Origin of the sequence: Cupriavidus basilensis, from assembly GCF_000832305.1 — a bacterium.
GTDB lineage: Bacteria > Pseudomonadota > Gammaproteobacteria > Burkholderiales > Burkholderiaceae > Cupriavidus > Cupriavidus basilensis_F.
On record NZ_CP010536.1, the window covers coordinates 2,845,728 to 2,871,285 of the forward strand.

Here is a 25,558-nt window from a genome sequence, read left to right on the forward strand (position 1 = left end):
CGCATCAGAAGCGATGCTGCAAGCCGGCGGTCACCCCCACCTGATTGTTTGCATAGCCGATGAAGTCCCGGGACAAGCTCACATTCTGCCCGTTGCGCGCCTTGGCATAGCCGCCCGACAGGTAAGCCGTGGTGCGCTTTGACAGCGCGTACTGCGCGCGCATCGAGAACAGGATCGGATCGGCATCGCTGCCGCCCTTGATATTCTGCTTGTAGACCGCGCCATACAACGTGAACGCCGGCGTGAAGTCATACGACGCGCCGCCCCAGTACATATCGCTGCGGTGAGACGCGGCTGCCGTGGTGAAGGTCCGCTTGTAGTTGCGGTAGCCCGCGTAAAGCTTCAGGTCGCCGAAGTCATAGCTGGCGCCAGCGTGGATGCCCTGAATGTAGTCCGTGACATCGGCGGGCGTGGTGCTGGTGCCTGCGCCGTTCTGGCGGTCCCAGGTGGCGGCCGCGGCAAAGCCGCCGGCACTGTAGCCCACGCCGAGATCGTACTTGGACGAACGCTTGAAGCTGCCGGCCACTTCGCCCAGTGCCACCGTGGCGCCCAGCTTCACGCCACCAAAAGTGCCGTCGTAGCGGATCGCGTTGGACGCGCGCGAGAACAGGCCATCCTTGCGGTCGCCGGTAGCGGTCGCCGAGGTCGCCCACGAGTAATTCGGCGCGTAGCCCATCGGGTCGAACGGCAGCATGAAATCGTAGGTGGTGGTGAAGGTGCGGCCCAGTACCACCTGGCCGTACTTGCCGGACAAGCCAACAATGGCGCGCCGATCGAACAGCGTGCCGTCGGAATCCAGCCGGCCTGTATCGATGGCGATGCCGCTCTCCAGCTGGAACAGTGCCTTGAGCCCACCACCAAGGTCCTCGCTGCCGCGCATGCCCCAGCGCGATGTGTTCTTGCCGCCCGAGGTCATCTTGAGCACGGAACCATTCGGGCCGGCATGGCTGGTGTATTCGATGCCGGCATCCATGATGCCGTACAGGGTCACGCTGGATTGCGCCGCAGCGCCACCGGCCAGGCTCATGCCGACTGCCGCCAGCGCGATCGATTTCAGCTTCATGCTGTCTCCTCTTGTGATTTGTGACGTGTGATTGTTGTGGTGATGTCCGGGCAGGCGCCCGGGATGGCACGCATGGTATGGCAGGCGCACTTTCAGTTCGCTTTCGAAATTCGACGGATTTCATCGCCGCGCCCGCGTTCGGGGTTGGGGGTTTCCCTAGTTTCAAAGTCGGGCCGGATACCTGTATTTCTCAGCGCGGCCCGCGTTCGCGGCCCTCCCCGCTTTTACCGATTTCACCTGGGCGCCCTGCCCGCCAAGAGAATGCGAATCCTGCTCGTTGAAGACAATGTGATGCTGGCGAATGCCCTGGTCGAGGCGCTCAGCCAGGCGGGCTTCGCCGTGGACTGTATGCACGATGGCCGCGCAGCCGATCACCTGCTCTCGACCCAGGACTACGCGCTGGTCATCCTCGACCTGGGCTTGCCCAAGCTCGATGGCCTGGAGGTGCTGCGGCGCCTGCGGCAACGGCGCAATGCCATGCCCGTGCTGATCCTGACCGCGCACGGCTCGGTCGAAGACCGTGTGAAGGGGCTCAACCTTGGTGCGGACGACTACCTGTCCAAGCCGTTCGACCTGTCTGAGCTGGAGGCCCGCGCGCGCGCGCTGATACGCCGCAGCTTTGGTCACGAGAGCACGCAACTGCAATGTGGCCCGCTGTGCTATGACGGCGTCAGCCGCGCCTTCGTGCTGGGCGGCGAGCCCCTGGCGCTGACCCGGCGCGAGCGCGCCGTGCTTGAGGTGCTGATGCTGCGCGACGGACGCGCTGTCAACAAGGAAGCCATGTCGGAGAAGATTTTCGGCATCGACGAATCGGTCAACCCGGACGCCATCGAAATCTACGTGCACCGCCTGCGCAAGAAGCTCGAAGGCAGCGGCGTGGCCATCGTGACCCTGCGCGGGCTGGGCTACCTGCTCGATGCCGGCGCGCAAGCGAACATGGCCACGCCGGCTGCCCGATGAGAGTCCCGAACCTGCGCCTGCAACTGTCACTCTGGCTGCTGCTGCCGTTGCTCGCCCTGCTGGCAATGGACGCATGGATGACCTATCACCGTGCGATGGACGCCGCCCACGTGGCGTTCGACCGCACGCTGGAAGCCTCGCTCAAATCGATGCGCGAAGGCATCCGCCTGCATGAGGGCCGCCTCGCCATCGACGTGCCTTACCTGGCGCTGGAAATCTTCGAGTCCGAGGCCGGCAGCCGGATCTACTATGTGATTCGCGACGAGCACGGCGCCACGCTGACCGGCTACGACGACCTGCCGATGCCGGCCGCGCCAAAGCAGCCGCTCTACAAGACCGTCTTCTACGACGCCGTTTTCCGCGGCGAGCCGGTGCGCATGGCAGCGCAGCCGCTGCCGGTGCGCGACATGCCGTCGGGGCAGGCGCGGCTGGTCTGGGTGCTGGTCGGCGAGACCATCGAGCCGCGCCAGTCGCTGGCGCACGAGATCCTGGCCGGCTCGCTGCAACAGGAAATGGTACTGGTCACGCTGGCGCTGGGCATCGTGTGGTTCGGCGTGCGGCGCGGCCTGCGGCCACTGCACCGGCTCAGCGCCGCGGTGGCCGAACGCGGCGCCGACGACCTGGCGCCGCTGGAGCAAAAAGACCTGCCCGCCGAAATGAAGCCCCTGGTCGAGGCAATCAACCAGTACGTCGCACGCCTGCATCGCATGTTGCTGGCCCGCAAGCGCTTCTTTGCCGATGCCGCCCACCAGTTGAAGACCCCGTTGGCCATCATGCAGGCGCAGTCGGAACTGGCGCTGCGCGAGCGCGATGGCGACCGCATCCTTCGCCACGTAAGGCCGCTGCACGATACCGTGCGCCACGCCGCCAAGGGCGTGCAGCAACTGCTTTCGCTATCGCGCCTGGAACCGGACAGCGGCTACGCGCCGGCATTGCTGCCTTTGCGCCTAGATACGCTGGCCAGGGACGTGGCCCTCGAATGGACACCGGTGGCGCGGGCCGGCCAGGTCGACCTGGGCTTCGAAGCCGATGCGCCGGTGCAAGTCTTGGGGCAAGCGGAACTGCTGTGGGAGTTGACCGGCAACCTCGTGGATAACGCGATCCGCTATGCCGGCCCCGGCGCGCAGGTGACGGTCCGCGTGGCGGGTCCGGAGAACCAGCCGTTGTTGCAAGTGGTGGATAGCGGCCCGGGCGTTGCCGCCGGCGAACGCGACAAGGTATTCCAGCGCTTCTATCGCGGCGAATCCACCTCGGAGCAGGACGGCAGCGGCCTGGGCCTGCCGATCGTGCGCCAGATCGCGCGCGCCCATGGCGCCACGGTAGCGCTTGAGGATACCCCCGGCGGCGGCCTGACCGTCAGCGTGCGCTTTGCGGTGACCGCGGTGGCGGGCGCCGGGGCCGGGCTCGCGTCGCGCCAAAGCTGGCGGAACCATCAAGAGGTTTCAAAATGAAGCGAAGCGGTTCTGGCCAGGCGCGCGGCCGCAGACAGTGCAACTGGATCGGCCAAGGCTGCGCAACGACGCCAGGATCTTTTTGAAATGGCCTCTAAGGCGGGCAATTGGCCGGCAGCGCCAGCTCCTGTCGAAACGGATCGACCTTCAGGCTTGGATCCTTCATGCGCAAGCAGTAAGTCCCTGCCGCGCTGCGCACGCGCGCGGTGCGATTCGTGCCCACCTGAGACTCGACAAGCGCTTCGCCCTGCGCGGCCGCGGCCACGCCCGCGGCAAGCCGCTGCGCAGGCGAGGCCATCGCGTCAGAGGCAGCGCGCTCGAAAACGGCCTCGCCCCGCTGACGACTGCGGGCGATATTGTCCCGCGCCACGCTGTTGGCAGATGCCGGATCTGCGGAACGCATCGGTGCCAGCGGCAGCATGGGCACACCGGCCGCGCTCGAACGGTTGAAAGGTGCGCCCGCCCCGGGCGGCAAAGCCATCGCTGCGACCGGCTCCCGGCCAGGCCTTGTTGCCAGCGCGGCGCGATCCGCAACAGCGGACGCGCGCTCAGGCCGAGGCGCAGACAAGGCCTGCGACTTGCGGGAGGATGCAGCGGGCTTGGCGGTGGCAGCGGGCGTGGGCGGCCTGGTGAACGGCAACACAGCCACCCACTGCATGGCCCGCCGGTCCTGCTCGCCCTGCCGAGGCAACGAGAGCGAGGCCTGCCGTGCCGGCCAGGGCACAGGACCCAGCACCAGCCCATGCGCCACCAGCACCAGTGCCACCACGATCAGCCACTGCCGGCGGCGCGTGGCGTGCGCGCCGCGCTCAGCATTGGGCATCACGCTGGTTTAGACGAACTGGCGGTGTTCCTGCTCCAGGTCGCTGACCAGGTCCAGCGCAAGCCGCGACACGATCCGCTCGCTCAGGCCAAAGCGAAGGCCACCGGGGCGCGCAACCACCGGCACCAGCCAACTGGCAGCGTTGAGCAACAGCATGACCACCACCAGCAGGCTCAGCGCAGCCAGGCGCTGGCTGACACCGACGATGCGTGAGGAAACAGGGGGATGCATGGCAACTCCGGCGACGATGAGCAAGCCGTGATTCTATGTAGAAATGATTGCTTTACAAACAAATATTATTGTAAAACAATAATTTCAACCAACTTCCACCGTGCTCCGGCTCGCTCTCGCCATCGTCCGGACTCCAGGCCGACAGCTGGCTTACAGCCGCTCGGTCTCCCCGCTCTTGGGCTGCCACTTCATCAGCCGCTTCTCTACGCTGCCGACCAGCGTATCCAGCATCAGCGCCGCCGCGGTCAGCACCACGATGCCCGCAAACACGGTGTTGATGTCGAAGGTGCCCTCGGCCTGCAGGATCAGGTAGCCGACGCCACGCGCCGAGCCCAGGTACTCGCCCACCACCGCGCCCACGAAGGCCAGGCCAACTGACGTATGCAATGAGGAAAATACCCAGCTGGTCGCGCTCGGCAGGTAGACATGGCGCAGCAGCTGCTTGCGGTTCGCGCCCAGCATGCGCACATTGGCCAGCACCACGGGGCTGACTTCCTTGACGCCCTGGTAGACGTTGAAGAACACGATGAAGAACACCAGCGTCACTGCCAGCGCCACCTTTGACCAGATGCCCAGGCCAAACCAGACGGCGAAAATCGGCGCCAGGATCACGCGCGGCATCGAGTTCATCGCCTTGATATAGGGGTCGAGGATGGCCGAGGTGAGCGGGCTGAGCGCCAGCCACAGTCCAACGCCGAGGCCCGCGGCCGTGCCGATGCCGAAGGCCAGCAGCGTCTCGATCAGGGTCACGCCGAGGTGGACGTAGATGTCGCGCTCGACCACGAACCAGTTCCAGATGCGCTGGGCCACCATCAGCGGCTCACCGAAGAAGAAGGCGACCTGCTGCGAGCGCGTGGCGGCATGCCAGGCACCGAGGATCACAACGAGGACGAGCAGCTGCCAGAATCGCAGCATGCCCTTGGAGTCGGGACGGAAAGCCATGGGAATCGAAACTCGAATTGAAATCAGACCGGATTGAATGGGAACGAAGCGCGCCGTGCCATCTCAGGCCACTTTGCGCTGCTGCGCGTAGCCCTTGAGGACTTCCTCGCGCAGCACGTCCCAGATGGCCGCGTGCAGCTCGATGAAGCGGGGATGGTTGCGGATCTCGGCCACGTCGCGCGGACGCGGCAGATCGATGGCGAACTCGCCGATCGGGTGCGTGCCGGGACCGGCCGACAGCACCACCACGCGATCGCTCATGGCGATGGCCTCGTCAAGATCGTGGGTGATGAACAGTACTGCCTTGCGCTTGGCCGCCCACAACTCCAGCACCTCGTTTTCCATCAACTGGCGGGTCTGGATGTCGAGCGCGGAGAATGGCTCGTCCATCAGGATGATGTCCGGATCCAGTATCAGCGTCTGGGCCAGGCTCACGCGCTTGCGCATGCCGCCGGAGAGCTGGTGCGGATAGCGGTCGCCAAACCCGCCCAGGCCGACGCGGCGCAGCCAGGCCTCGCCCTCCCGCTGCGCTTGGGCACGCGCCATGCCGCGGAACTCAAGCCCGGCAATGACGTTGTCGAGCGCGCTGCGCCACGGCATCAGGGCCTCGGCCTGGAACATGTAGCCGGCGCGGGTGTTGATGCCGCGCAGCGGCTCGCCGAACACCCGTACCTCGCCGATCGAAGGCTGCAGCAAGCCGGCCCCCACATTCAGCAAGGTGGACTTGCCGCAGCCGGTCGGCCCCACCACGGAGACGAACTCGCCGGGCTGGATGTCCAGGGTGGTCTCCTTGACGGCGGTATAGCGCTGGCTACGGTCGTCGCGGGAGACGAAGGTGCAGGTGACGTTGTCGAGGGAAAGTGCGGGAGTGCTCATGGCAGGCTCTTGGCGGATACGGTGCTGAATGGCGCAACGGGTGCGAATGCAGGCACGCTGGCTCCGCGCGATAGTAATGACGTGGGAACAGGTTCAGGACGGCGCGCCGGATGCCATGGATGGCATCGGCAAGCGCCAATGCAAAGGCCCGCTGCACGCAGCGGGCCGCCGGCACCCGGGGCGCAGGCGATGCCTTACTTGTACTTGGCGTTCGCCTTCTGCACGAAGGTGTTGGTGAAGGTGTTTTCCAGCTTGATGGCCTTGCCCTTCAGGTCCGGGTCGAACTGTTGCAACGTGTTGAGCGCGGTCTTGGGACCGTCGGCCGGCATGGTGCCGTCCGGCGAGATGGCTTCCTTGACCTTTTCCCAGGCGGACAGGTACAGCGCGCGGTCGCCCAGCAGGTAGCTTTCCGGCACGGTCTTGACGATGTCCGACGGGCCTGCCTTCTGCAGCCACTTGAGCGCGCGCACCATGGCGTTGGTCATGGCCTGCGTGGTGTTCGGGTTCTGCTGGATAAAGGCGGTGGACGCGTACAGACAACCCGACGGCATATTGCCGCCGAAGACAGCCTGGGTGTCCTTCAGCGTGCGGGTGTCAGAGGCGATGTGCACTTCGTTCTTCTGGGTCAGCATCGACACCACCGGATCGAGGTTGGCCATCGCGTCGATCTGGCCGGAGCGCATGGCCGCCACCGCGCCAGCGCTGGCGCCGACACCGATGAAGGAGACGTCCGATGCCTTCAGGCCGGCTTTTGCCAGCACGAAGTTGGCCATCATGTTGGTGGAGGAGCCCGGCGCGGTCACGCCGATCTTCTTGCCCTTGAGATCGGCCACCGACTTGAAGTTGGGCATGGTCTTGTTGGAGACCACCAGCACGATCTGCGGGGCGCGGCCCTGCAGCACGAATTCCTGGTACTGCTGGCCCTTGGCCTGCAGGTTGATAGTGTGCTCGTAGGCGCCGGAAACCACATCGGCGCTGCCGCCCACCACGGCCTGCAGCGCCTTGGCACCGCCGGCGAAGTCGACGATCTCGACGTCGAGCCCTTCATCCTTGAAGTAGCCGAGGCGCTCGGCAATGGTCAGCGGCAGGTAATAGAACAGGTTCTTGCCGCCCACGGCGATGGTGACCTTGGTCTTCTCGGGCTTGCCCTGTGCCTGGGCGTAGCCGCCAAAGGTGAACCAGCCCGCAAGGAACAGCGCCAGCGCGAGCAGCGCCTGCTTCCAGAATTTCTTGTTATACATTTTTCTCTCCTACCTGATTACCCGTCAACTGCACGTCTCGCGCTGATGCATGCCGCATGTGCTACGGCTTGCGTAGTGCCGCGCAGCGGCAAGCTGCGATGCTAGCCGATGCCGCAAAGGGCCGCATCGGGATCAACACCTATGCCACGCCGGCGTCCGCGCCAGCGTGTGGGCATCGAAGATACAGTGCGAGCCTTTCGGCCGGCTTACTGTCTGCGCCCTGGGCGCAGGCATCATTCCGCGTGGATGTCGGCCGCCTTGATGACCTTGGCCCAGCGGACCAGCTCGTTGCGCTGATAGGTCGCGAGTTGCTGCGGGCCCATGAACTTCGCCTCGGCGCCGAGCTCCTCAGCCTTCTTGCGGAAAGCCTCGGTCTGCATGATGCGCTCGATCTCGCCGGCGAGCTTGTCGATGATCGGCTTGGGCGTGCCGGCCGGCGCGTACATGGCGAACCAGGACGACACATCGAGATCGGGGTAGCCCGCTTCCGGCGCGGAGGGAACGTCCTTCAGGCTGGGCAGGCGCTGCTTGCTGGTGACCACCAGCGCTCGCAGCTTGCCGCCCGCGATATGCCCCATCAGGGGCGGCGGCGTGGTGATGGTGAGATCCACCGAACCGCCCAGCAGGTCGGTCATGGCCGGGCCGGTGCCTTTGTATGGGACATGGGTGATCCGGATGCCGGCCATCTGGTTCAGCAATTCGGTGGAAACATGCTGCAGCGAGCCGTTGCCCGACGACGCGTAGTTGAGCTTGTCGGGGTTGGCCTTGGCATAGGCCACCAGTTCCTTGAGCGTCTTCACCGGCAAGCTCGGGCGCACCACCAGCACCTGCGGCGCCGAGAGGATGTTGGCGACCGGGGAGAAATCCTTCACAGGGTCCCACGCGTTCTTCACCAGCAGCGGCGAGATGACCTGGTAGCCCGAGTACTGCACCATCAGGGTGTAGCCATCCGGCTTGGCGCGCGCCACCGTCTGCGCGGCAATGCCGCCCGAGCCACCGGGGCGGTTGTCCACTACCACCGGCTGCCCGAGGGCCTTGGACAGGGGCTCGGAGATCATGCGCGCGGCCAGGTCGGTCGTGCCGCCGGCAGCGGCGGACACCACCAACGTGACCGGGCGCGTCGGGTAGGCGCCGTCCTGCGCCCATGCGGCGGTGCCGGCCAGGCCGGCGGCAGCCAGCGCCACGGCGGCGGCGAGCGTCTTGCGGCGCGCGCCGGATGCACACTGGAACGATTGGGGACGTGCGATGGCGGATGCCGGATTGCGAGGCATGAAGTGTCTCCTGCTTGGTGCTTGTTGATTTTGGTTTTCTGTTCAGCGCCCGCCAGCTCTCGCCGTGCGGTGCGCACCCGTCTTTCGGGATTCTTGCGGCGGGCCCGCTGTCAGCCCTGGCATCAGCCCCGGTGTCAGCCCTGCCCGACGAAATGCTCGGCCAGCCAGGCCGGCGCCTGGTGCGTGCGCAGGCGCGTGCCCGCGCGCAGCAACTGGCTGTCGGTGTCACGCTGGACCAACGCGGGCAAGCCCGCCACCACGTCGAGCAGGCGCGCCAGGTCCACGCCGGTGTCCACGCCCATGGCATCGAACATATGCACCAGCTCTTCGGTGCTGACGTTGCCGCTGGCGCCGGGCGCAAAGGGGCAACCGCCGAGACCGCCGGCGGCGGCGTCGAAGCGGGTCACGCCTGTCTGCCAGGCGGCCAGCGCGTTGGCCAGGCCCATGCCGCGGGTGTTGTGCAGGTGAATGGTGAGGCCCGCCTGCGGCAGGCTTCGCTGGAAACGCTCGCACAGCGCCGCCACCTGCGTGGGATACGCCATGCCGGTGGTGTCGCACAGCGTGATACCGGCCGCGCCGGCATGGGCGAAGGACTCGGCCAGCGCCATCACGGCATCGGCATCGACCTCGCCCTCGAAGGGGCAGCCGAACACGGTGGACAGCGAAACATTGACCGGCACACCTGCCGCGTTAGCCGCCTCGACCATGGCCAGCAACTGCGCTTGCGACTGGGCGCGCGTCATGCGCAGGTTGGCGCGGTTATGCGTCTCGCTGGCCGACATCACCAGGTTGAGCTCATCGGGCCGGCACGACAACGCGCGCTCCAGGCCGCGCAGGTTCGGCACCAGCGCGGTGTAGCGCACGCCCGCGCCGCGCTGCATGCGGAGCATGACCGCCTCGGCATCGGCCAACGCGGGGATGGCCTTGGCCGAGGTAAACGACGTGGCTTCGATGCGTGCAAAGCCACAGGCGGACAAGGCGTCGAGGAAGGCGACCTTGGCATCGGTCGGCACCACGGCCGGCTCGATCTGCAGGCCGTCGCGCGGTGCGACTTCGTTGATCTCGATGCGGGCCGGGCCGCGCAGCATGGATGACGCGTTCATGCCACCACCCCGCGTGCGCGCATGTCAGCGATGGTGGCAGCGTCGAAGCCGGCCGCCGCCAGCACGCTGTCCGTGTGTTCGCCCAGCGTGGGCGCACGGTCGTGGATGGCGCCTGGGCTGGCCGAAAGCTTGGGGATGATGCCCGGCACTTCGACGCTCAGGCCGCTGGCCGCGGTCACGCTCTCGATCACGCCGCGCGCACGGTAGTGCGGGTCTTCCGAGATGTCCTTGACGGTGTAGATGCGCCCGGATGGCACTTCGGCCTGCTTGAGCACCACCAGCGCGTCTTCCACGCTTTGCGTGCGGGTCCACGCGGTGATGGCGGCATCGATCTCGTCGACGCGTTTCACGCGGCCGTCGTTGCGCGCGAGCGCCGGGTCGTCGCCCAGGTCGGCGCGGCCGATCGCGTGCATCAGGCGCTTGAAAATGGCGTCTCCGTTGGCGGCCACCAGCACGTACTCGCCACTGGCGCAGGGATAGGCGTTGGACGGCGCGATGCCAGGCAAGGCGCCGCCAGCCGGCTGGCGCACGGCACCAAACGCCGAATACTCCGGCAGCAGGCTTTCGCTCAGGTTGAACAGCGACTCGTACAGCGCCACGTCGATCACCTGCCCTTCACCGCCGCGCGCATCGCGCTCGTACAGCGCCAGCAGCACGCCGAGCGCGCCATGCAGCCCAGCAATGGTGTCGCCTAGCGACAGGCCGGCGCGCACCGGGGCACGGCCCGGCTCGCCCGTGAGGTAGCGCAGGCCGCCCATGGCCTCGGCCACCGCCGCAAAGCCCGGCTCGTCCTTCTTCGGGCCGGTCTGGCCGTAGCCGGACACGCGCACCATGATCAGGCCGGGGTTTTCCGCGCGCAGCGCTTCATAGCCCAGGCCCCATTTTTCCATGGTGCCCGGACGGAAGTTCTCGATCAGCACGTCAGCCTCGGCGGCCAGCTTGCGCACCACGGCCTGCCCCTCCGGATTGCGCAGGTCGATGCAGATGGATTGCTTGTTGCGCGATTGCGCTTCCCACCAGACGGAGGTGTCCTCGTAAAGCATGCGCCATTTGCGCAGCGGGTCGCCGTGTCCGGGCGGCTCCACCTTGACCACGTGGGCGCCGAAATCGGCGAGGGTCTTGGCGGCGAAGGGGCCGGCAATCAGTTGCCCGAGTTCGAGGACCCGAATGCCTTCAAGGATCTGTCGCGCCATGGCGGGGGTGTCTCCGTGCGGTGTGGGTTACAGCAGGCGCATGCCGTTGGGAAGCGCCGCGGCAGGCGCAGCTGGCAGCGCGCCTTGTTTCGACGCAGTGTGCCCCAGCCGGGCGGCTGGCGGAATCGGCATTCGGAGAAGCGGGCCTTCTCGGAACGCGAAAGCCCCGACCGAGCCACGACAAAGCCCGCCAGGGCTTCAGAACGGCGCGCGGTCGCCGCAGAGATGGGTGATGAGCAGCCGCGCGGACACCGTCAGCCCCGCGGGGTCACGCATGCCGATCAGCAGCGTGCGGCGGGCCCACGCATCTTGCAGCCCCACCAGCGACAAACCCATCGACTGCACATGCGGCTCGGCCGCGATGCGCGGCAGCACACCCACGCCCAACCCAGCCATCACCATGCGGCACATGGCGTCGAAGCTGCGCACCTGGATGCGCAAGCGGAAAGGCCGGTCCAGCCGGCTGCTTTCCTCCAGCAAGCGAGCCGCCAGCGAGGTGACCTGCGGCAAACTGACGAAGTCATACTCCAGCGTGTCCGCATAGCGCACGGGTCCGCGCTCGGACAGCGGATGGCCCGGCGGCGTAACCAGCACCAGTTCGTCCTGCCGGTACTCCACCGTGACCAGGCCCGCGCTGGGCGTGCGGTCGGCAAAGATGCCCACGTCCGCGCGGTTTTCCACCAGCGCGGCCACGATCTCGCTGCTGTTCTGCTCTTCGAGCTCGATGCGGATGGTGGGATGCAGCGCCATGAAGGTCGCCAGGTCGTCGGGCAGGAACTGCGTGATGGCCGAGGTATTGGCGCACACACGCACCTGGCCGCGCACGCCGCTGGCGTAGTCCGACATCACGCCGGCCATGCGCTCCACGTCCTGCAGGATGGTCAGCGCATGATGGAAGCAGGCCTGCCCGGCCTCGGTCAGCTGCACCCCGGCCGCATGGCGAAAGAACAGCGGCGCGCCAACGGCGGCCTCCAGGTCGGAAATGCGCTTGCTGGCAGCCGCCACCGCCAGGTGAGACTGGCGCGCGCCGGCGGAAATGCTGCCCTGGCGGGCCACGGCCACGAACAGGCCAAGCGTGACAAGGTCGAAACGGGCGAGATTCATGCGGTTGCGGCCCTGCGCACGGACCCGGGCATGGCAATGCGATCGGGCACGGCTACACCGTGCGCCGGTCCATCACCGCGCGGGCAATGGTGCCGGCATCGACGTACTCGAGCTCGCCGCCCACTGGCACGCCGCGCGCCAGGCGCGACACCTTGAGGCCGCGCGCTTTCAGCATCTCGCCAACATAGTGCGCCGTGGCCTCGCCTTCGCTCGTGAAATTGGTGGCGACGATCACCTCCGTCACCGGGCCGCCCATGGCGGGGTCGGTGGCGCGCGCCAGCAACCGGTCCAGGTGGATTTCGCGCGGGCCGATGCCGTCAAGCGGCGAGAGCCGGCCCATCAGCACAAAATACTGGCCGCGGTAGGTCAGCGTCTGCTCGATCATGATCTGGTCGGACGGCGTCTCCACCACGCACAGCAGCGAGGCGTCGCGCCGCTCGTCTAGGCAGGTCGAGCAGATTTCCTGCTCGGTGAAGGTATTGCAGCGCGAACAATGCTTGATGCCGTCGGCCGCACCGCGCAAGGCGTCGCCCAGCTTGCGGGCACCCTCGCGGTCGTGCTGCAGCAGGTGGTAAGCCATGCGCTGGGCGGACTTCGGCCCCACGCCCGGCAAGACCCGCAGCGCCTCGATCAGCGCCTGCAGCGAGGTCGGGGGCGCACCCTTCATGCCGCCCCCCCGGATGCAGTCATGCTCACCACCGGCAAGTGATGCAGCACGGCGGGAAACGGCTCATAGAAATGATGCAGCAAGGCTTTCCACTGCTGGTATTCCGGCGAGCCGCGAAAACCCTCGGTGTGGTCTTCCAGCGTGCGCCAGCGCACTGTCAGCAGGTACTCCGATGGCTGCTCGATGCCGCGATGCAACTCAAGCCCAAGAAAGCCCGGCATGCCCGCGATGATATGACGCGCCTGCCCGAAGGCCGCTTCAAAGGCGGCTTCCTGGCCGGGGCGCACCGGCAGCACTGCGGATTCGAGAATCATGCGGGCTCCGTGTCAGGCTCAGAACGGCAGCTTGAAGCCCGGGGGCAACGGCAGGCCGGAGGTCATCGAGCCCATCTTTTCCTGCGAGGTGGCCTCGGCCTTGCGCACGGCGTCGTTGAACGCAGCGGCGACCAGGTCTTCCAGCAGTTCCTTGTCTTCACCTTCGGCGAGCAGGCTGGGGTCGATGGAGACGCGCTTGACGTCGTTCTTGCAGGTCATCACCACCTTGACCAGGCCGGCGCCGGACTGGCCCTCGACCTCGATCAGGGCAAGCTGCTCCTGCATCTTCTTCATGTTTTCCTGCATCTGCTGGGCTTGCTTCATCAGCCCGGCCAGTTGGCCCTTCATCATGGAGTGCTCCTGATTAGCGTTTGGATAGAAGTTACGGGCCGCCGCGCGTCATGGGCGCCGGCGGCCTGGCGAAACAAGAGGTCAGGCAGCGCGCGGCTGGATCGATCCCTCCAGGATCGTGCCACCGAACTCGCGCAGCAGACCCTGCACGAAGGGATCCCCCTCGATGGTGGCCTCCGCTTCGCGCTGGCGCTCGGCGCGCGCCTGCGCATCCGCGGCGGCGGCGGTATCGGCCACCGCGCCAATCTCGCACTGCACCCGCACTTCGGCGCCGAGGTGCTCGGCCAGCGTCTGCTGCAGGCGTTCGACGACGCCGGCCTCGGTAATGGGCGCCACCGGCGCGCGCAGGTGGAAGGTACGGCCCACGACCTGGACAAGCTCGCTCTGGTAGGCCAGTTGCTGCGCAAGGCCCTTGAGCGGCAGGCTGGCAGCCAGTGCCGGCCACGCGCCGGTGAACACCGGCGGCGTGCCATCTTCGCCGGCCGCCGGCGGCTTGGGCGGCGTGAGCCGCACCGGAGCCACCGGCTCGGCCGGAGCAGCTTGCACGGCAGCGGGGGCGGGGGCGGGCGGCGCGGCGCGCGGGGCAGGTTCGCGCCGGAGCGCGGCCTGGCGCGACGGCATCGGCTCGGGATCGCTGTCGTATGGCCCGATCACGGGCAGGTCGGGCGGGAGGTCTTCCCAGGGCGGTACGTCGCTGCTGCCTGCGTGTTCCCACGGCGGGACGTCGTCGCTCGGGCCGCTGTCGCGGACATCGCGCGCATCCGAGGCGGCTTGCCGTGCAGGCACAGGCTCCCGGCGCGCCGGGGCTGTGGCCTGAGCGGCAGGCACCGGGGCCGCCGGCCTCGACACCGCAACGGGTGGGCCGGGCGGACGCAAGGGATGGGCCGAGGGCGGGCGCGCGGCCGGCGCAGCAGGGGCAGCGGCAGGCGGCGGCATGCGCGGGCTGCCCCCTGCGCGCGCGGCGGAGGCCAGGCGCGCCGCGGCCAGCGCGGCACGGGCCGGCGACATCGGTGCCGCGCTGGCGGGAGCGGTTGCCGGCGCGACGGCTGCCGGAGCCGGGCTCAGCGTCCTTGCGGGTGCTGCCGGCGCGGGTTGTTGTGCCTGCGCTGCCGAGGGATCGGCGGCCGGCATCGGCGCGGCCGCACGCAAGCTCGGAGCAACAGGCGCCGCGGCGGCGCTGGCTGCGGCCGTATCTGCCGCAACCCGTGCCGCCGGCGCAGCGCCTCCGCGCGTGCGCGGCGCCGGTTGGCCGCCACCCTGCGCCACCGTAGGCGTGGGGCTGGCCGACGGGCGGAATGCCAGCATGCGCAGCAGCGTCATGGTGAAGCCCGCGTACTCGTCGGGCGCCAGCGCCAGCTCACTGCGACCAAGGTTGGCGATCTGGTAGAACAGCTGCACTTCCTGCGCATCGAAGGCTGCGGCAAAGCGGCGCACTTCGGCGGCTTCCGGCCACTCTTCCTGGACCGAGGCCGGCACCGCCTGCGCCAGCGCGATCTTGTGCAGCAGCGAGGCCAGGTCCTGCAAGGCGCCGGCAAACGACAGGCTGCGATCCGCCATGCCGTCCGCTACCGCCAGCATGGCGGGGCCGTCTTCGGCGGCCAGCGCATCCAGCAACTGCACCAGGTAGCTCTGATCGATCGCGCCCAGCATGCCGCGCACGGCGGCCTCGGACACCTGGCCGGCGCTGTAGGCGATGGCCTGGTCGGTCAGCGACAGCGCGTCGCGCATCGAGCCGTGGGCGGCCTGGGCCAGCAGGCGCAGCGCATTGGGCTCGCGCACGATGCCCTCCTCGCCCAGCACGTGGTCGAGGTGGCTGACGATATGGCCCGGCGGCATCTGCTTGAGGTTGAACTGCAGGCAGCGCGACAACACCGTGACCGGGATCTTCTGCGGATCGGTGGTGGCCAGGATGAATTTGACGTGCGCGGGCGGCTCTTCCAGCGTCTTCAGCATGGCGTTGAAGGCGTGGTTGGTCAGCATGTGCACTTCGTCGATCATGTAGACCTTGAAGCGCCCCGCCGTGGGTGCGTACACCGCCTTGTCCAGCAGCGACGCCATTTCATCGACACCGCGGTTGGAGGCCGCGTCCATCTCGATATAGTCGACGAAACGCCCGCTATCGATCTCGGTGCAGGCCTTGCACACCCCGCAAGGCTGCGCGGTGATGTCGCCCGTGCCGTCCGGCCCGATGCAATTCAGCGCCTTGGCGAGAATCCGGGACAGCGTGGTCTTGCCGACGCCCCGCGTGCCGGTAAACAGGTAGGCATGGTGCAGCCGCTGTTGTTCCAGCGCGTGCGTGAGCGCGCGGACCACGTGCTCCTGGCCGACCAGCGTGGTGAAATCCCGGGGGCGCCATTTGCGCGCTAGCACTTGATAACTCATGGCGGCGATTGTAGCAAAAGGCGGCCGTCGTTCAGGCGGGATTCACGCCCGCTTCACAGGGTGGCCAGGTGTGTTGCCCTGCGCCCCAGGCCCCTAGCCGCATTCCCCGACATACCCGCAGTTGGCGCACTTGGCGCAACCATCGACCTTGTGCAGGGCATGGGCGCCGCACTCCGGGCACGGCTTGCCCGAACGCAGCCCCATCCCGGCGGCCGGCATGCCAGCGCCACCCGCTGCCGGGGCCGCGCCACCACGGTCAACGGCACCCCCACTAGGCCCTTCCAGCCCTTCCAGCCCGGCCAGGCGGGCCGCAAGCGCCGCCACCGGCACTTGGATGCCCTCGGCATCGAGGAAACCCCGCTTGATCAGGATGCGCTGCAGGGCATACCCGATCGCCGCCACCTCGGAATCGTGGAAGCGCGGCACCTCGGTGCCGTCCTGGCGCGTCAGCGTGCCATAGCGCACCGTGCCCTTATCCCATACGACATTGCGCATGTCGGCCAAGGCCTTGGCGATCGAGCCCCCGGAACGCGCCACCATCGACAGCAGCCGCATGGTGGACGTGATCCACTGCTGGCCGTCGTTGCGTTGCCCGGCCGGCATGAAAAACTCCACCGGACGCTCCACGGCCACCGGCTTGCCGTCAAGCTGGCCGGCCACACGCATGAAATTGACCGTCAGGTAGACCGTCTTGTGCCCCTCATAGGTCATGTACTCGACCTTGGAGGTCACCCCTTCGAGGTCGCCCACGGGCCGGCTCGCGAATGGCTTGCGCAGCGGGTCGTCCGTCACAGCGGGCATGGCGGGCGCAGCCTGGGCGCCGGCCGGCGGCGGCGTCACCGACAGCACCGCGCCCAGCACGCTATTGGGGCGGTAGGTGGCAAGCCCCTTCAGCCCCGCGCGCCAGGCTTCCAGGTAAAGGTTGCGGAAGGCCTCGTATGGATAATCCTCAGGCACGTTCACTGTCTTGCTGATGCTGGTGTCGATATAGGGCTGGACCGCCTCGAGCATCTTCATATGATCGAGCGCGGACATCTGCAGCGCCGTGACAAAACTGTCAGGCAACTGCGCCATATCGCCGCCGAGGTGGCGATAAAGGCGCCAGGCATGGTCCGCCACCTCGAACACCTTGTAGCTATCGTCGGCCATGCGCTTCTTGCGGTTGTAGGTCCACGAAAAAGCGGGCTCGATGCCGTTGGACGCGTTGTCGGCGAACGCCAGCGTGATGGTGCCGGTCGGGGCAATCGACAGCAGGTGCGAGTTGCGGATGCCGTCGCGGCCGATGGCTTCGCGCACCGCGCCCGGCAAGCGCCGCGCGAAGCCGCTGGCCAGGTAGGCCTCGGCCTTGAAGAGGGGAAAGGCGCCCTTCTCCCGCGCCAGCCCGGCCGATGCCAGGTAGGCAGTGTCGCGCAGGGTCTGCGCGATGCGCGCGGCCAGCGCGCGCCCCGCCTCGGCGTCATAGCGGATGCCCAGCATCACCAGCGCGCTGCCCAGCCCGAGAAAGCCCAGGCCAATGCGCCGCTTGGCGTGCGCCTCGGCCTGCTGCTCCGGCAACGGCCAGTAGGTGATATCGAGCACGTTGTCGAGCATGCGCACCGCCAGCCGCACCACCTCGGCGAAGGCTTCGAAATCAAAGCGGCTGTCCGCGCCAAAGGGCTGGCGCACGAAACGGGTCAGGTCGATCGAGCCGAGGTCGCAGCAGCCATAGGGCGGCAGCGGCTGCTCTGCGCAAGGATTGGTGGCCTCGATGCGCTCGCAGTAATAGAGATTGTTGTCGTCGTTGATGTGCGACAAAAACAGGATGCCGGGCTCCGCATGGTCGTAGGTAGCCCGCATCACCTGGTCCCACAACTGGCGCGCCGGCACGCGGCGATAGGCCCACTGGCCGTCGTCGCGCCGGTAAGCGCCCGCGGCAATGGTTTCCGCCGCGGGCTCGGCCTCGTGCACCAGCTCGACCTCGCCATCGGCCTCGACTGCGCGCATGAAGTCATCACTGACGCCGATCGAGATATTGAAGTTGGTCAGCTCGCCGCGGTCCTTGGCGTGGATGAAGGTCTCGATATCCGGGTGGTCGCAGCGCAGCACGCCCATCTGCGCCCCACGGCGCGAACCGGCAGATTCCACCGTGGCGCAGGAAGCATCGAACACCTTCATGAACGACACGGGCCCCGAAGCGCGCGAGTGCGTGCCCCTCACCAGCGCACCGGCTGGGCGGATCGCGGAGAAGTCGTAGCCCACGCCGCCGCCGCGCCGCATGGTCTCCGCCGCCTGCGCCACCGCGGTGTAGATGCTCGGCTTGCCGTCACGCACCTCGGACACGGAGTCCCCCACCGGCTGCACGAAGCAGTTGATCAGCGTGGCCTCGATGCGCGTGCCGGCCGCCGAGTTGATGCGCCCCGCCGGTACGAAGCCCTGCTCCTGCGCCCACAGGAAGCGCTCAGCCCATTGCGCGCGCTGCGCCTCGGGCTCTGCCTCGGCCAGCGCGCGCGCCACCCGCTGGCGCACGTCGGCAGCGGTCGCCTCCTCACCCTTGGCGTACTTCTCCAGCAGGACTTCCGTGGAGATGTCCTGGGGCGGCAGCGTGGCGCGGAGCATCTGGTCTTTGGCATTCATCGTGGATCTCACAGGTGTCTGGGTTGCATGGCTCAATCAAGCGACTCAATCAATTTACGCAATCAATTTCGCGGAAAACTGCCGGACCCGCCCGCGCTGGGTTACAATGCCGACCGGACGGGCCTCCTCGCATGGTGGCGCGGTCAACCTGGTCAGGTCGGGAACGAAGCAGCCACAGCCGTTTTCCGCCAGTGCCGAGGGTCAGGCTCGTCCCCCTAACATCCCCCAGCTGTATTCCGCAGCCATCCAGCCGCAGTTGTCCGGCAGTAACCTCCCCTCGCATCATCGCGCTTTCTTCAAGTCTGCGCATCAGGCTGCCGATGGCATAGTGTTCGGCAGGGCCTCGCTGAATCCGCATCCACGCAATGCCCTCCCGTTTTCCATGATCCAGGACTCGCTTAGAACAGCGTGCCCTGGCGCGACGTTTGCAGCGCATCCGCCGCAATCCACTCCCCGTCGGCCGTGGCCACGCCGGCCTCGACCCGCCGCCCGGGGAACATGGGCCTGACCGCTGCCACATAGCCCGCGAGCTGCTGCGCGTAGGCCGCGTGCTCCTGCGGCAGCAGGCGCAGCTTGTAGTCGATGATCACCACCCGATCGGCAAACTCCACCAGGCGGTCGATCCGCAGCAGGCGGCCGCGCGCATCGTAAAGCTCGACCTCGTTGCGGGCGCTGAGCGCGCCCTGCGGGAACAGCAACGGCCGCAATGCCGGCGCCTCCAGCATCAATCGCGCGCCTTCGACCGCGGCATGCGCCTGCTCCCGCCACAGCGTGCGCGCCTGCGCCGTGCCGGCACCTGCCAGCGGGAACCAGCGCATCACCACCTCGGGCGTAGGCAGGCCCTCGAACGCCTCCGGGTAGCGCGTCACGCGTTCCAGCAGCGCGTGCAGCAGTTCGCCATGGCGCGCCGCGTCGGCATCGAACACGATCGTGTGGTCGCCGTCCTCGCCCGTGGCGGCGCCCTGCTCCGCTTCCTCGTCCTCCCACGCCAGCACCGGCGCCAGGCTCTCGGCCGCCTCACGGTAACGCTGCCGAAAATCGGTAAAGCGCACGCGCGCATCATGGCTGGCGGCGGCATCCGCCACGTCCTGCGCGGTCGCCGCCGGGAACGGCTCGACTTCCGCGCCGACCCCGGCTGCCAACAGCCGCGCATACCAGCTACCGGCGATCTCGCGGTTACCCTCGGCGCTGTCGGCACTGCGCGATGCGCGCCCCTTGACGCCGCTCACCAGCAACCCCTGGCGCGCGCGCGTCATCGCTACATAGAGCAGGTTCCAGTTCTCACGCTCGGCCAAGGCAGCCTCAGCCTCGAACAACGGCGCGCGAGCGAGCCCGCGCGTGCTGCGCTTGCCATAGGCGGAAAAATGCACCGGCACGGCCGAGGACGGCGGCCAGTCGATCAGGATGCCGCTCCGGTCCGCGGCGGCGTCGCTGTGGTTGGCGTCCAGCAGCACGACGAACGGCGCCTCCAGCCCCTTGGCGGCGTGCACGGTGAGGATGTGGACCGCGTCCAGCGCATTGTCGGTGGCGTCGTCGGCATCGGCCTCGCCTTGCGCGTCTTCGGCACTATCGGCCATGCCGCCTTCATCCGGGCTTTCGCCTTCTTCGCCGCGCCGGATTTCCTGCAACTCGTCGATGAACTTGGGCAGGCTCGGGTAGCGCCCGCCATCGAGGTCGAGCGAGAGCTTGAGGAAGGCATCGAGGTTGGCCAGTACCTGGTCGCGGATCTCGGCCGGCGCGGCCTCGGCATAGCGCCGGCGCACTTCGCCGCCATGGTAGATGTGGTCGATCAGGTCATGCACCGGCCGATGCGGTGCCACCTCCAGCCAGTGGCGCAGGCGCGCGACGCCATCGCGCAGTGCCGGGCTGCCGAACTCCGGCAGCCCCTGCTCCCGCAGGCAGGCCCACCAGCCTGGCCGCGGCTCGCGCGCCTGGGCCATCTGCGCGATGGCGATCAGGTCCTCGTCGGTCGCGCCCACCAGCGGGCTCTTGAGCACATGGGCCAGGTCCAGGTCAGACTCCGGCGTCATCAGGAACGCCAGCAGCGCGGACAGGTCGAGCGCTTCCAGCGTGGCTAGCAAACCGCCGCGGCGCGGGCTCAGGCAGGGAATGCCAGCCTCGCGGAAAGCGCGCTCGTACTCCGCCAGATGGGTCTTGCGGCGCACCAGCAAGTGCACATCGCTCCAGCGCGCGGGCCGCGGGCCATCGCTGTCGGCAACCGGCACCGTGGCGCGGACATGCTTTAGCCAGGCCGCCACGCGCCGGCCCTCTTCGAGCCGCAGCGAATCGCCCTCGTGCTGGCGCGGCTGCGTCAGCGTATCGCGGTGCGTGGCGGGATCCCGCGCGGCCGTATCGTCATCGCTAGCCGCATCGTCCTGCGGTGCCGGCTCCGCCTCGGGCTCGACCAGCGGCAACAGCCACACCGGGCCGCCGGGCTCGTCCAGCGCGGTCGTCTGCGTCTCGAACAGCGCATAACGCCCGTCGGCGCGCGCGGTGTCGAACACCGCGTTGACCCAATCGAGCACTTCCGGGCGGTTACGGCGGGTGCGGTTGGTCCGCAGCACGGTGGCACCGAAACCCGACTGCAGCATCTCGCCGGCGGCCTGGAACAGGCGCGCATCGGCGCGGCGGAAGCGATAGATCGATTGCTTGGGGTCGCCCACCAGGAATACCGTGGGCCGCTCGCCCAGGCCTGCGTAGCCGGCCAGCCAGCCCTGCAGGATGCGCCATTGCAGCGGGTTGGTGTCCTGGAACTCGTCAAGCAACAGGTGGCGGTAGCGCGCATCGAGCCGGACCTGCAGGTAGGTCGCGGTCTCTTCGTCGCGCATCAGCCGCGCGGCCAGCCACTCGAGGTCGGCGAAGTCCATTGCGCGCTGTTCGGACTTATGGTGCTGGTAACGCGTGAGCAGCGCATCGCCCAGTTCGTACAGCGCCAGGTTGACCGCCAGCACCGCGGCCTCGCAGCGGCGTTGCGCGACCTGCTCCAGCGCGGCGCACATGTCGCCGTGCTCGGCGAGGAACGCATCGACCATCGCCTCGCCGCCCAGTGCCTTGGTCAGCGCCGTGGTGGCGCGTAGCGAACGCGGCTTGCCGGCGGCGGTAAAAAACGCGTCGCGCAATATCGCGAAGGTGCGCTCGGCCGGCTCGCCCCCTTCGGCGCCCGCCTCGCGCCACGCGCGGATCGCCAGGATCGCATCGGCCAGGCGCGTAGCGTGAGCCTGCTCGGTCTTGCCGCCCCGGCCCAGTTGCGACGCCAGGCCCTGGCAAGCGTCAAGCCAGCCGTCATCGGCCAGCACGTCCAGCAGCACGTCGACCTGGGCATCCTCGCCCAGGTCCGCGGCGAGCGCCTCGGCGGGATCAGCGCTTTCGCGGAACGCAAACCACTCGCTGCGGGCATGGAACATGGCGTCGAGCAAGGCCCGCGCCTGGAACTCACCGATGGCATCCACCAGCCGCTCGAAGGCTGCGCGCAGGTTGGCATACGGCGGCGTGGCCAGGGCCTGCCAGAACGGCGCCCAGGCCTCGCGTTTCATGCGCAGTGCATCTTCGCGCAGCGTGGCGCCCGGCACGATGCCCGACGCCAGCGGCGCGCCGCGCAGCAGCGTGCCAAACCAGCCATGGAAGGTATCGATGGCCATGCGCCCGGGCGCGGCCAGCACCTGTGCATGCAGGCCGCGCGCGCGCGGCAGCGCGGCGCGTGCGGCATCGGGCGACAGCCCGCGCTGCGTGAGCGCGGCGATCACCGCGTCGTCATCGTCGCGCGCGAGCTGCGCGAGCACTTCCAGCAAGCGCTCGCGCATTTCCTCCGCGGCCTTGCGCGTGAAGGTGATGGCGAGGATCTCGTGCGGCGCCGCGCCGGCCAGCAGCAGGCGCAGCAGGCGCGCCACCAGCAGCCAGGTCTTGCCGCTGCCCGCGCAAGCCTCGACCACCACGGAACTGGCGGGGTCGCAGGCCGCGCGCGTGAACTCGGCCTCGGCCACCGGCTGGCCATCGCGCAAATAGGCGTGGATGCTCATGCGCGGCCCCCTATCCCCGGCGGCAACGCCGTGCTTTCCCAGAAGCCCTTGCGGCACAAGCCGCGGGCGGTGCAGTAGGTGCACGCGCTGGCGTCCCCGAAGGCCGGCAACGGCGCATCCTGGCGCAGGCGCATCACGTCGCTGCGCAATTGTTGTTCGAGCCACACCACTGCGGCGTCGAAGTCAGGCAGGCTCACTTCGCGCTGTGGCGCCGGCGGCCCGTCCTTCGCGCCTTCGAGCGCCACCCAGCTGCCAGCGGCAACGTCGGCGCGCAGCAATCCATAGAACGGCAACTGGCAATCCTCTTCCACGTCCCCGACCTTGCGCTTCAAGCGCAGCACGGTCTGGGTCTTGTAATCAAGCACCGCGCGGCTGCCGTCGCGCGCGCGATCCAGCCGGTCGATGCGGCCATTGACGCGCAGCGGCTGGCCGTCGGGCATGGGCAGGTCGACAGTGGCATCGAGCTCGCCATCGTCCCAGAACCAGCCCTGCGCCTCGCGCTCCGCCTGCCATGCCACGTAGGATGGCAGCACTTCGCACCAGCGGCGGTAGTAGCCGATGGCGTTGCCGTCTTCCTTCATCAGCGCGCCGAACTCGTGATCGGAAATCTCGCGCAGGCGCGCCAGCCGAGCATCTTCACGGCGCAAGCCGTCCTGCGAGGCTTCGCGGTGGTAACGCAGCAGCACGCGGTGCAGCAGCTCGCCGATGTCGCGTTTTTCCAGGTCGTCGCTGACGACTTCCAGCCCCGCCAGCCCGAGCATGCGGCCGGCAAAAAACTGGTAGGGGCAGCGGCGCAGCATGTTGTACGCCTGCGCGCTCCAGCGCGAAGGCACCAGCTCCGATGCCGCCGGCGCGGGCATGCCGTCCACCTCGGCGAAGGTCTCGTGCAGCACCGGCAACGCGCTCGCCTCGATCGGCGCGCCCGCGCGCGCGCACAGCGCGCTGAGCCGCTCGATCCAGCCCGACACATGCTTGGGCTCGCCACGCGCGCCAAGGCGCTGCCAGGTGAGCACCACGTCGTCGTTGTTCAGCAGGACCTCGGCCAGGTCTCGCGCCTGCTGGGCGAAGCGCACCTCGCGGTCTTCCAGTGCGAGCTCACGCCGCATCTGGTTGGAGAAGAACATCAGCTCGGCCGCGCTGGAGGGAAGCTGCGTGTCATCGCACCCCACCACCACGACCCCATCGAAGCGGCGCATGCGCGCGCCGTTAAGCGGCAGGATCGTGATGCGCGCGGCGCCGCTGGCCGAGGGCTCCTTGTAGGCAACCGACTCTAGCAAGGCTGACAGCATGGAGCGGAATTCGCCGAGATCGAGTGTGGCCAGCGCACCGGTCTCGTCCTGCGGCAGGTCGGCAAGACGCGCCAGCGCATCGAGCAGTTGTGTGCCCGCATCGTCGGCAGACAAGGCCTCGCGCATGCCGAGCACATCCAGCGTGGCATCGAGGCGTTCCAGCCAGGTCGAGACCGGGTGCTGTGCGTTGCCGCGCGGCCAGGCGCCGGCTTCGGCCGCAAGGTGCTGCACCAGCTCGCAAGCGGCCTGCCGGGCGGCGCGGCGCGCGTCGTCTTGCGCGGCGTCGCCGGCATTGCCATCGCCGCTGGCCTGGTCAGCCGTATCGGGGCGGAAGCGCTGCTGCAAGCGGCGCCAGCCACCGCTGATGCCGTCTCGCCGGATCTGCCGCTCCAGCGCGGCAATGGCCTCCCCGCGCAATGCAAAGTCTGGCAGGCAAAACGGGCTCTTCAGCAGGTCGAGCAGGGCAGAGGTATCGCCGTCCTGGTTGAGCAGGTCGAACCATCGCATCAGCGCAGCCGCGGCGCGCGTGGTCGAGAGCTTCCAGCCGGTTTCGTCGCGCACCGGCGCGCCGGCACGCGCCAGCAACGCGCGCGCGCGCCGCGCCACTACGCGATCGTGCGCCACCAGCGCCACGTGGCGGCGGCCTTCGTTGAGCCACTGCACCAGCTGCCCGGCGGCAGCGCCGGCCTCGTCCTCGAAGCGCGCGCTGCCGATCACGCGCACGCGCGGGCGCTCGGCCGGCAGGCTGCGTGGCGCGCGGCGCGCGGCAGCTTCATTCGGGCCAGGCAGCCGCGCCTCGGGCCACAGTGCCAGCAAGGTGTCGTACCAGTCGGGCTCCCCGTCCTCATCGCCCAAACCGGCATCAAGCGCGCCGCTCGGCGCCTGCGCGGACTGCGCAGTCCAGTCGTAGCCGATGCGGATCACCGGCACGAGCTCGGCGGCCTGCCGCAGGAACGCTTCCTCGATCGGCTGGGGCGGCGTTGGCCCGAGCCAGATGACCGGGCCGTCCAGGTGCTGGGCCAGCCGGTGCAGCGCGCGCCGGCGCGCGGGCAGCGGATCGTCCGGGCCGGACAAGGCTTGCCAGAAGGCCATCACGATGCGCGCCTCCTCACCGAGGAAGCGGGAAGACAGATGCGCGTAGGTCCGCTCCAGCGCGCCCTGCAGCAGGGCCGCGCGATCGTCCCCATCGACGTCTTCATCGCGGATGGCGTCATCGTCGAGCCAGCGCGCGCTCAGTTCATCGCTGATGGCGAGCAGCGTCTGCGCCAACCCCCACGCCGCGGCCTCGGTCTGCGCGCCAAATGCGCGCCGCAGCCAGTCCTGCGCACGGATGGCCTGCTGCACGGCCAGCAGCCGCGCCGCATGGCTGCGCACCGGGATCGGGTCGGGCGGCAAGTCGAGCAGCCAGTGGCCAATGGTGACGACCCGCGGCAGCAGCCGCGGCTTGCCGGCCGCGCGCGCGGCGGCATCCAGCGCCTGGCGCACGCCGGGGATCTGCGCCGCGGTGGGCACCACCACATGCGCGGCGGCTTGCTGCTCCCCGCAATGGTCGAGGAAATACCAGGCCGCGGCGGCGGCCTGCGGCAGGAAGTCGGGGCCGGGACGAAATTGCAGCGAGGTCATGAAGCGAGAGTGACGGCCGGATCGGATGCCATGGCGAGAAAGCGC

At 68.4% G+C, this 25,558-nt stretch carries 19 protein-coding genes and 1 other RNA gene; 3 read left to right on the plus strand and 17 right to left on the minus strand.

The genetic code is table 11. From position 1 onward, the window contains the following. Positions 1 to 4: 4 nt before the first annotated feature. The gene (locus RR42_RS13210; RefSeq protein ID WP_043347487.1) at positions 5 to 1,063 is read right to left on the minus strand and encodes a porin; all 1,059 of its coding nucleotides are present in this window, start codon (positions 1,061 to 1,063) and stop codon (positions 5 to 7) included. 261 nt (positions 1,064 to 1,324) lie between these two features. On the opposite strand from RR42_RS13210, the gene RR42_RS13215 reads away from it, so the two are divergent. Both RR42_RS13215 and RR42_RS13220 read left to right on the plus strand, forming a co-directional pair. Continuing rightward, the gene (locus RR42_RS13215; protein ID WP_043347491.1) at positions 1,325 to 2,023 is read left to right on the plus strand and encodes a response regulator; all 699 of its coding nucleotides are present in this window, start codon (positions 1,325 to 1,327) and stop codon (positions 2,021 to 2,023) included. Beyond that, positions 2,020 to 3,474 (plus strand): sensor histidine kinase, encoded by a 1,455-nt coding sequence (locus RR42_RS13220; protein ID WP_052494622.1) that lies wholly within the window; start codon positions 2,020 to 2,022, stop codon positions 3,472 to 3,474. The genes RR42_RS13215 and RR42_RS13220 overlap by 4 nt, the downstream gene beginning before the upstream one ends. Before the next feature lie 94 nt (positions 3,475 to 3,568). Here the strand turns inward: RR42_RS13220 and RR42_RS13225 are convergent, their stop codons facing one another. From RR42_RS13225 to RR42_RS13290, 14 genes are all read right to left on the minus strand, one after another. Then, the gene (locus tag RR42_RS13225) at positions 3,569 to 4,297 is read right to left on the minus strand and encodes a hypothetical protein (RefSeq protein ID WP_043347494.1); all 729 of its coding nucleotides are present in this window, start codon (positions 4,295 to 4,297) and stop codon (positions 3,569 to 3,571) included. A gap of 9 nt (positions 4,298 to 4,306) precedes the next feature. Continuing rightward, complete coding sequence (locus RR42_RS13230) at positions 4,307 to 4,528, minus strand: hypothetical protein (RefSeq protein WP_043347497.1); 222 nt, start codon at positions 4,526 to 4,528, stop codon at positions 4,307 to 4,309. A 150-nt stretch (positions 4,529 to 4,678) separates the two neighbouring features. Next, positions 4,679 to 5,470, minus strand: coding sequence for an ABC transporter permease (locus tag RR42_RS13235; RefSeq protein WP_043347500.1), 792 nt, complete (start codon positions 5,468 to 5,470; stop codon positions 4,679 to 4,681). Between the two features lie 63 nt (positions 5,471 to 5,533). Continuing rightward, on the minus strand, positions 5,534 to 6,346 hold the full coding sequence (locus RR42_RS13240) for an ABC transporter ATP-binding protein (RefSeq protein WP_043347502.1): 813 nt from the start codon (positions 6,344 to 6,346) through the stop codon (positions 5,534 to 5,536). 194 nt (positions 6,347 to 6,540) lie between these two features. Then, positions 6,541 to 7,587 (minus strand): ABC transporter substrate-binding protein, encoded by a 1,047-nt coding sequence (locus RR42_RS13245; protein ID WP_043347505.1) that lies wholly within the window; start codon positions 7,585 to 7,587, stop codon positions 6,541 to 6,543. A 233-nt stretch (positions 7,588 to 7,820) separates the two neighbouring features. After that, entirely contained in the window at positions 7,821 to 8,858 is a 1,038-nt protein-coding gene (locus tag RR42_RS13250; RefSeq protein WP_082054895.1) for a Bug family tripartite tricarboxylate transporter substrate binding protein, read from the minus strand. Positions 8,859 to 8,992: 134 nt separating this feature from the next. Beyond that, positions 8,993 to 9,961, minus strand: coding sequence for a hydroxymethylglutaryl-CoA lyase (locus tag RR42_RS13255; protein ID WP_043347508.1), 969 nt, complete (start codon positions 9,959 to 9,961; stop codon positions 8,993 to 8,995). Next, positions 9,958 to 11,154 (minus strand): CaiB/BaiF CoA transferase family protein, encoded by a 1,197-nt coding sequence (locus RR42_RS13260; RefSeq protein WP_043347511.1) that lies wholly within the window; start codon positions 11,152 to 11,154, stop codon positions 9,958 to 9,960. Before RR42_RS13260 ends, RR42_RS13255 begins: the two co-directional genes overlap by 4 nt. A 198-nt stretch (positions 11,155 to 11,352) precedes the next feature. Further along, complete coding sequence (locus tag RR42_RS13265; RefSeq protein ID WP_043347514.1) at positions 11,353 to 12,258, minus strand: LysR family transcriptional regulator; 906 nt, start codon at positions 12,256 to 12,258, stop codon at positions 11,353 to 11,355. A gap of 52 nt (positions 12,259 to 12,310) precedes the next feature. Next, on the minus strand, positions 12,311 to 12,925 hold the full coding sequence (recR, locus tag RR42_RS13270) for a recombination mediator RecR (protein WP_043347517.1): 615 nt from the start codon (positions 12,923 to 12,925) through the stop codon (positions 12,311 to 12,313). Continuing rightward, entirely contained in the window at positions 12,922 to 13,239 is a 318-nt protein-coding gene (locus RR42_RS13275; RefSeq protein ID WP_043347520.1) for an antibiotic biosynthesis monooxygenase family protein, read from the minus strand. Before RR42_RS13275 ends, recR begins: the two co-directional genes overlap by 4 nt. Before the next feature lie 18 nt (positions 13,240 to 13,257). After that, positions 13,258 to 13,590: a YbaB/EbfC family nucleoid-associated protein gene (locus tag RR42_RS13280; RefSeq protein ID WP_006157727.1), complete on the minus strand. Its 333-nt coding sequence runs from the start codon at positions 13,588 to 13,590 to the stop codon at positions 13,258 to 13,260. An 81-nt stretch (positions 13,591 to 13,671) separates the two neighbouring features. Then, the gene (locus RR42_RS13285; protein WP_043347521.1) at positions 13,672 to 15,972 is read right to left on the minus strand and encodes a DNA polymerase III subunit gamma/tau; all 2,301 of its coding nucleotides are present in this window, start codon (positions 15,970 to 15,972) and stop codon (positions 13,672 to 13,674) included. Positions 15,973 to 16,065: 93 nt separating this feature from the next. Further along, positions 16,066 to 18,585 (minus strand): adenosylcobalamin-dependent ribonucleoside-diphosphate reductase, encoded by a 2,520-nt coding sequence (locus RR42_RS13290; RefSeq protein WP_043347524.1) that lies wholly within the window; start codon positions 18,583 to 18,585, stop codon positions 16,066 to 16,068. 116 nt (positions 18,586 to 18,701) lie between these two features. On the opposite strand from RR42_RS13290, the gene ffs reads away from it, so the two are divergent. Further along, positions 18,702 to 18,800, plus strand: an RNA gene (gene ffs / locus RR42_RS38120) — signal recognition particle sRNA small type. Positions 18,801 to 18,983: 183 nt separating this feature from the next. Here ffs and RR42_RS13295 read toward each other — a convergent pair. Continuing rightward, positions 18,984 to 22,601, minus strand: a complete 3,618-nt coding sequence (locus RR42_RS13295; protein WP_043347527.1) for a UvrD-helicase domain-containing protein — start codon at positions 22,599 to 22,601, stop codon at positions 18,984 to 18,986. Next, positions 22,598 to 25,513 carry a PD-(D/E)XK nuclease family protein gene (locus tag RR42_RS13300; RefSeq protein WP_043347529.1) on the minus strand — a complete coding sequence of 972 codons (2,916 nt, stop codon included), beginning with the start codon at positions 25,511 to 25,513 and terminating at the stop codon, positions 22,598 to 22,600. Before RR42_RS13300 ends, RR42_RS13295 begins: the two co-directional genes overlap by 4 nt. Positions 25,514 to 25,558: the final 45 nt, after the last annotated feature.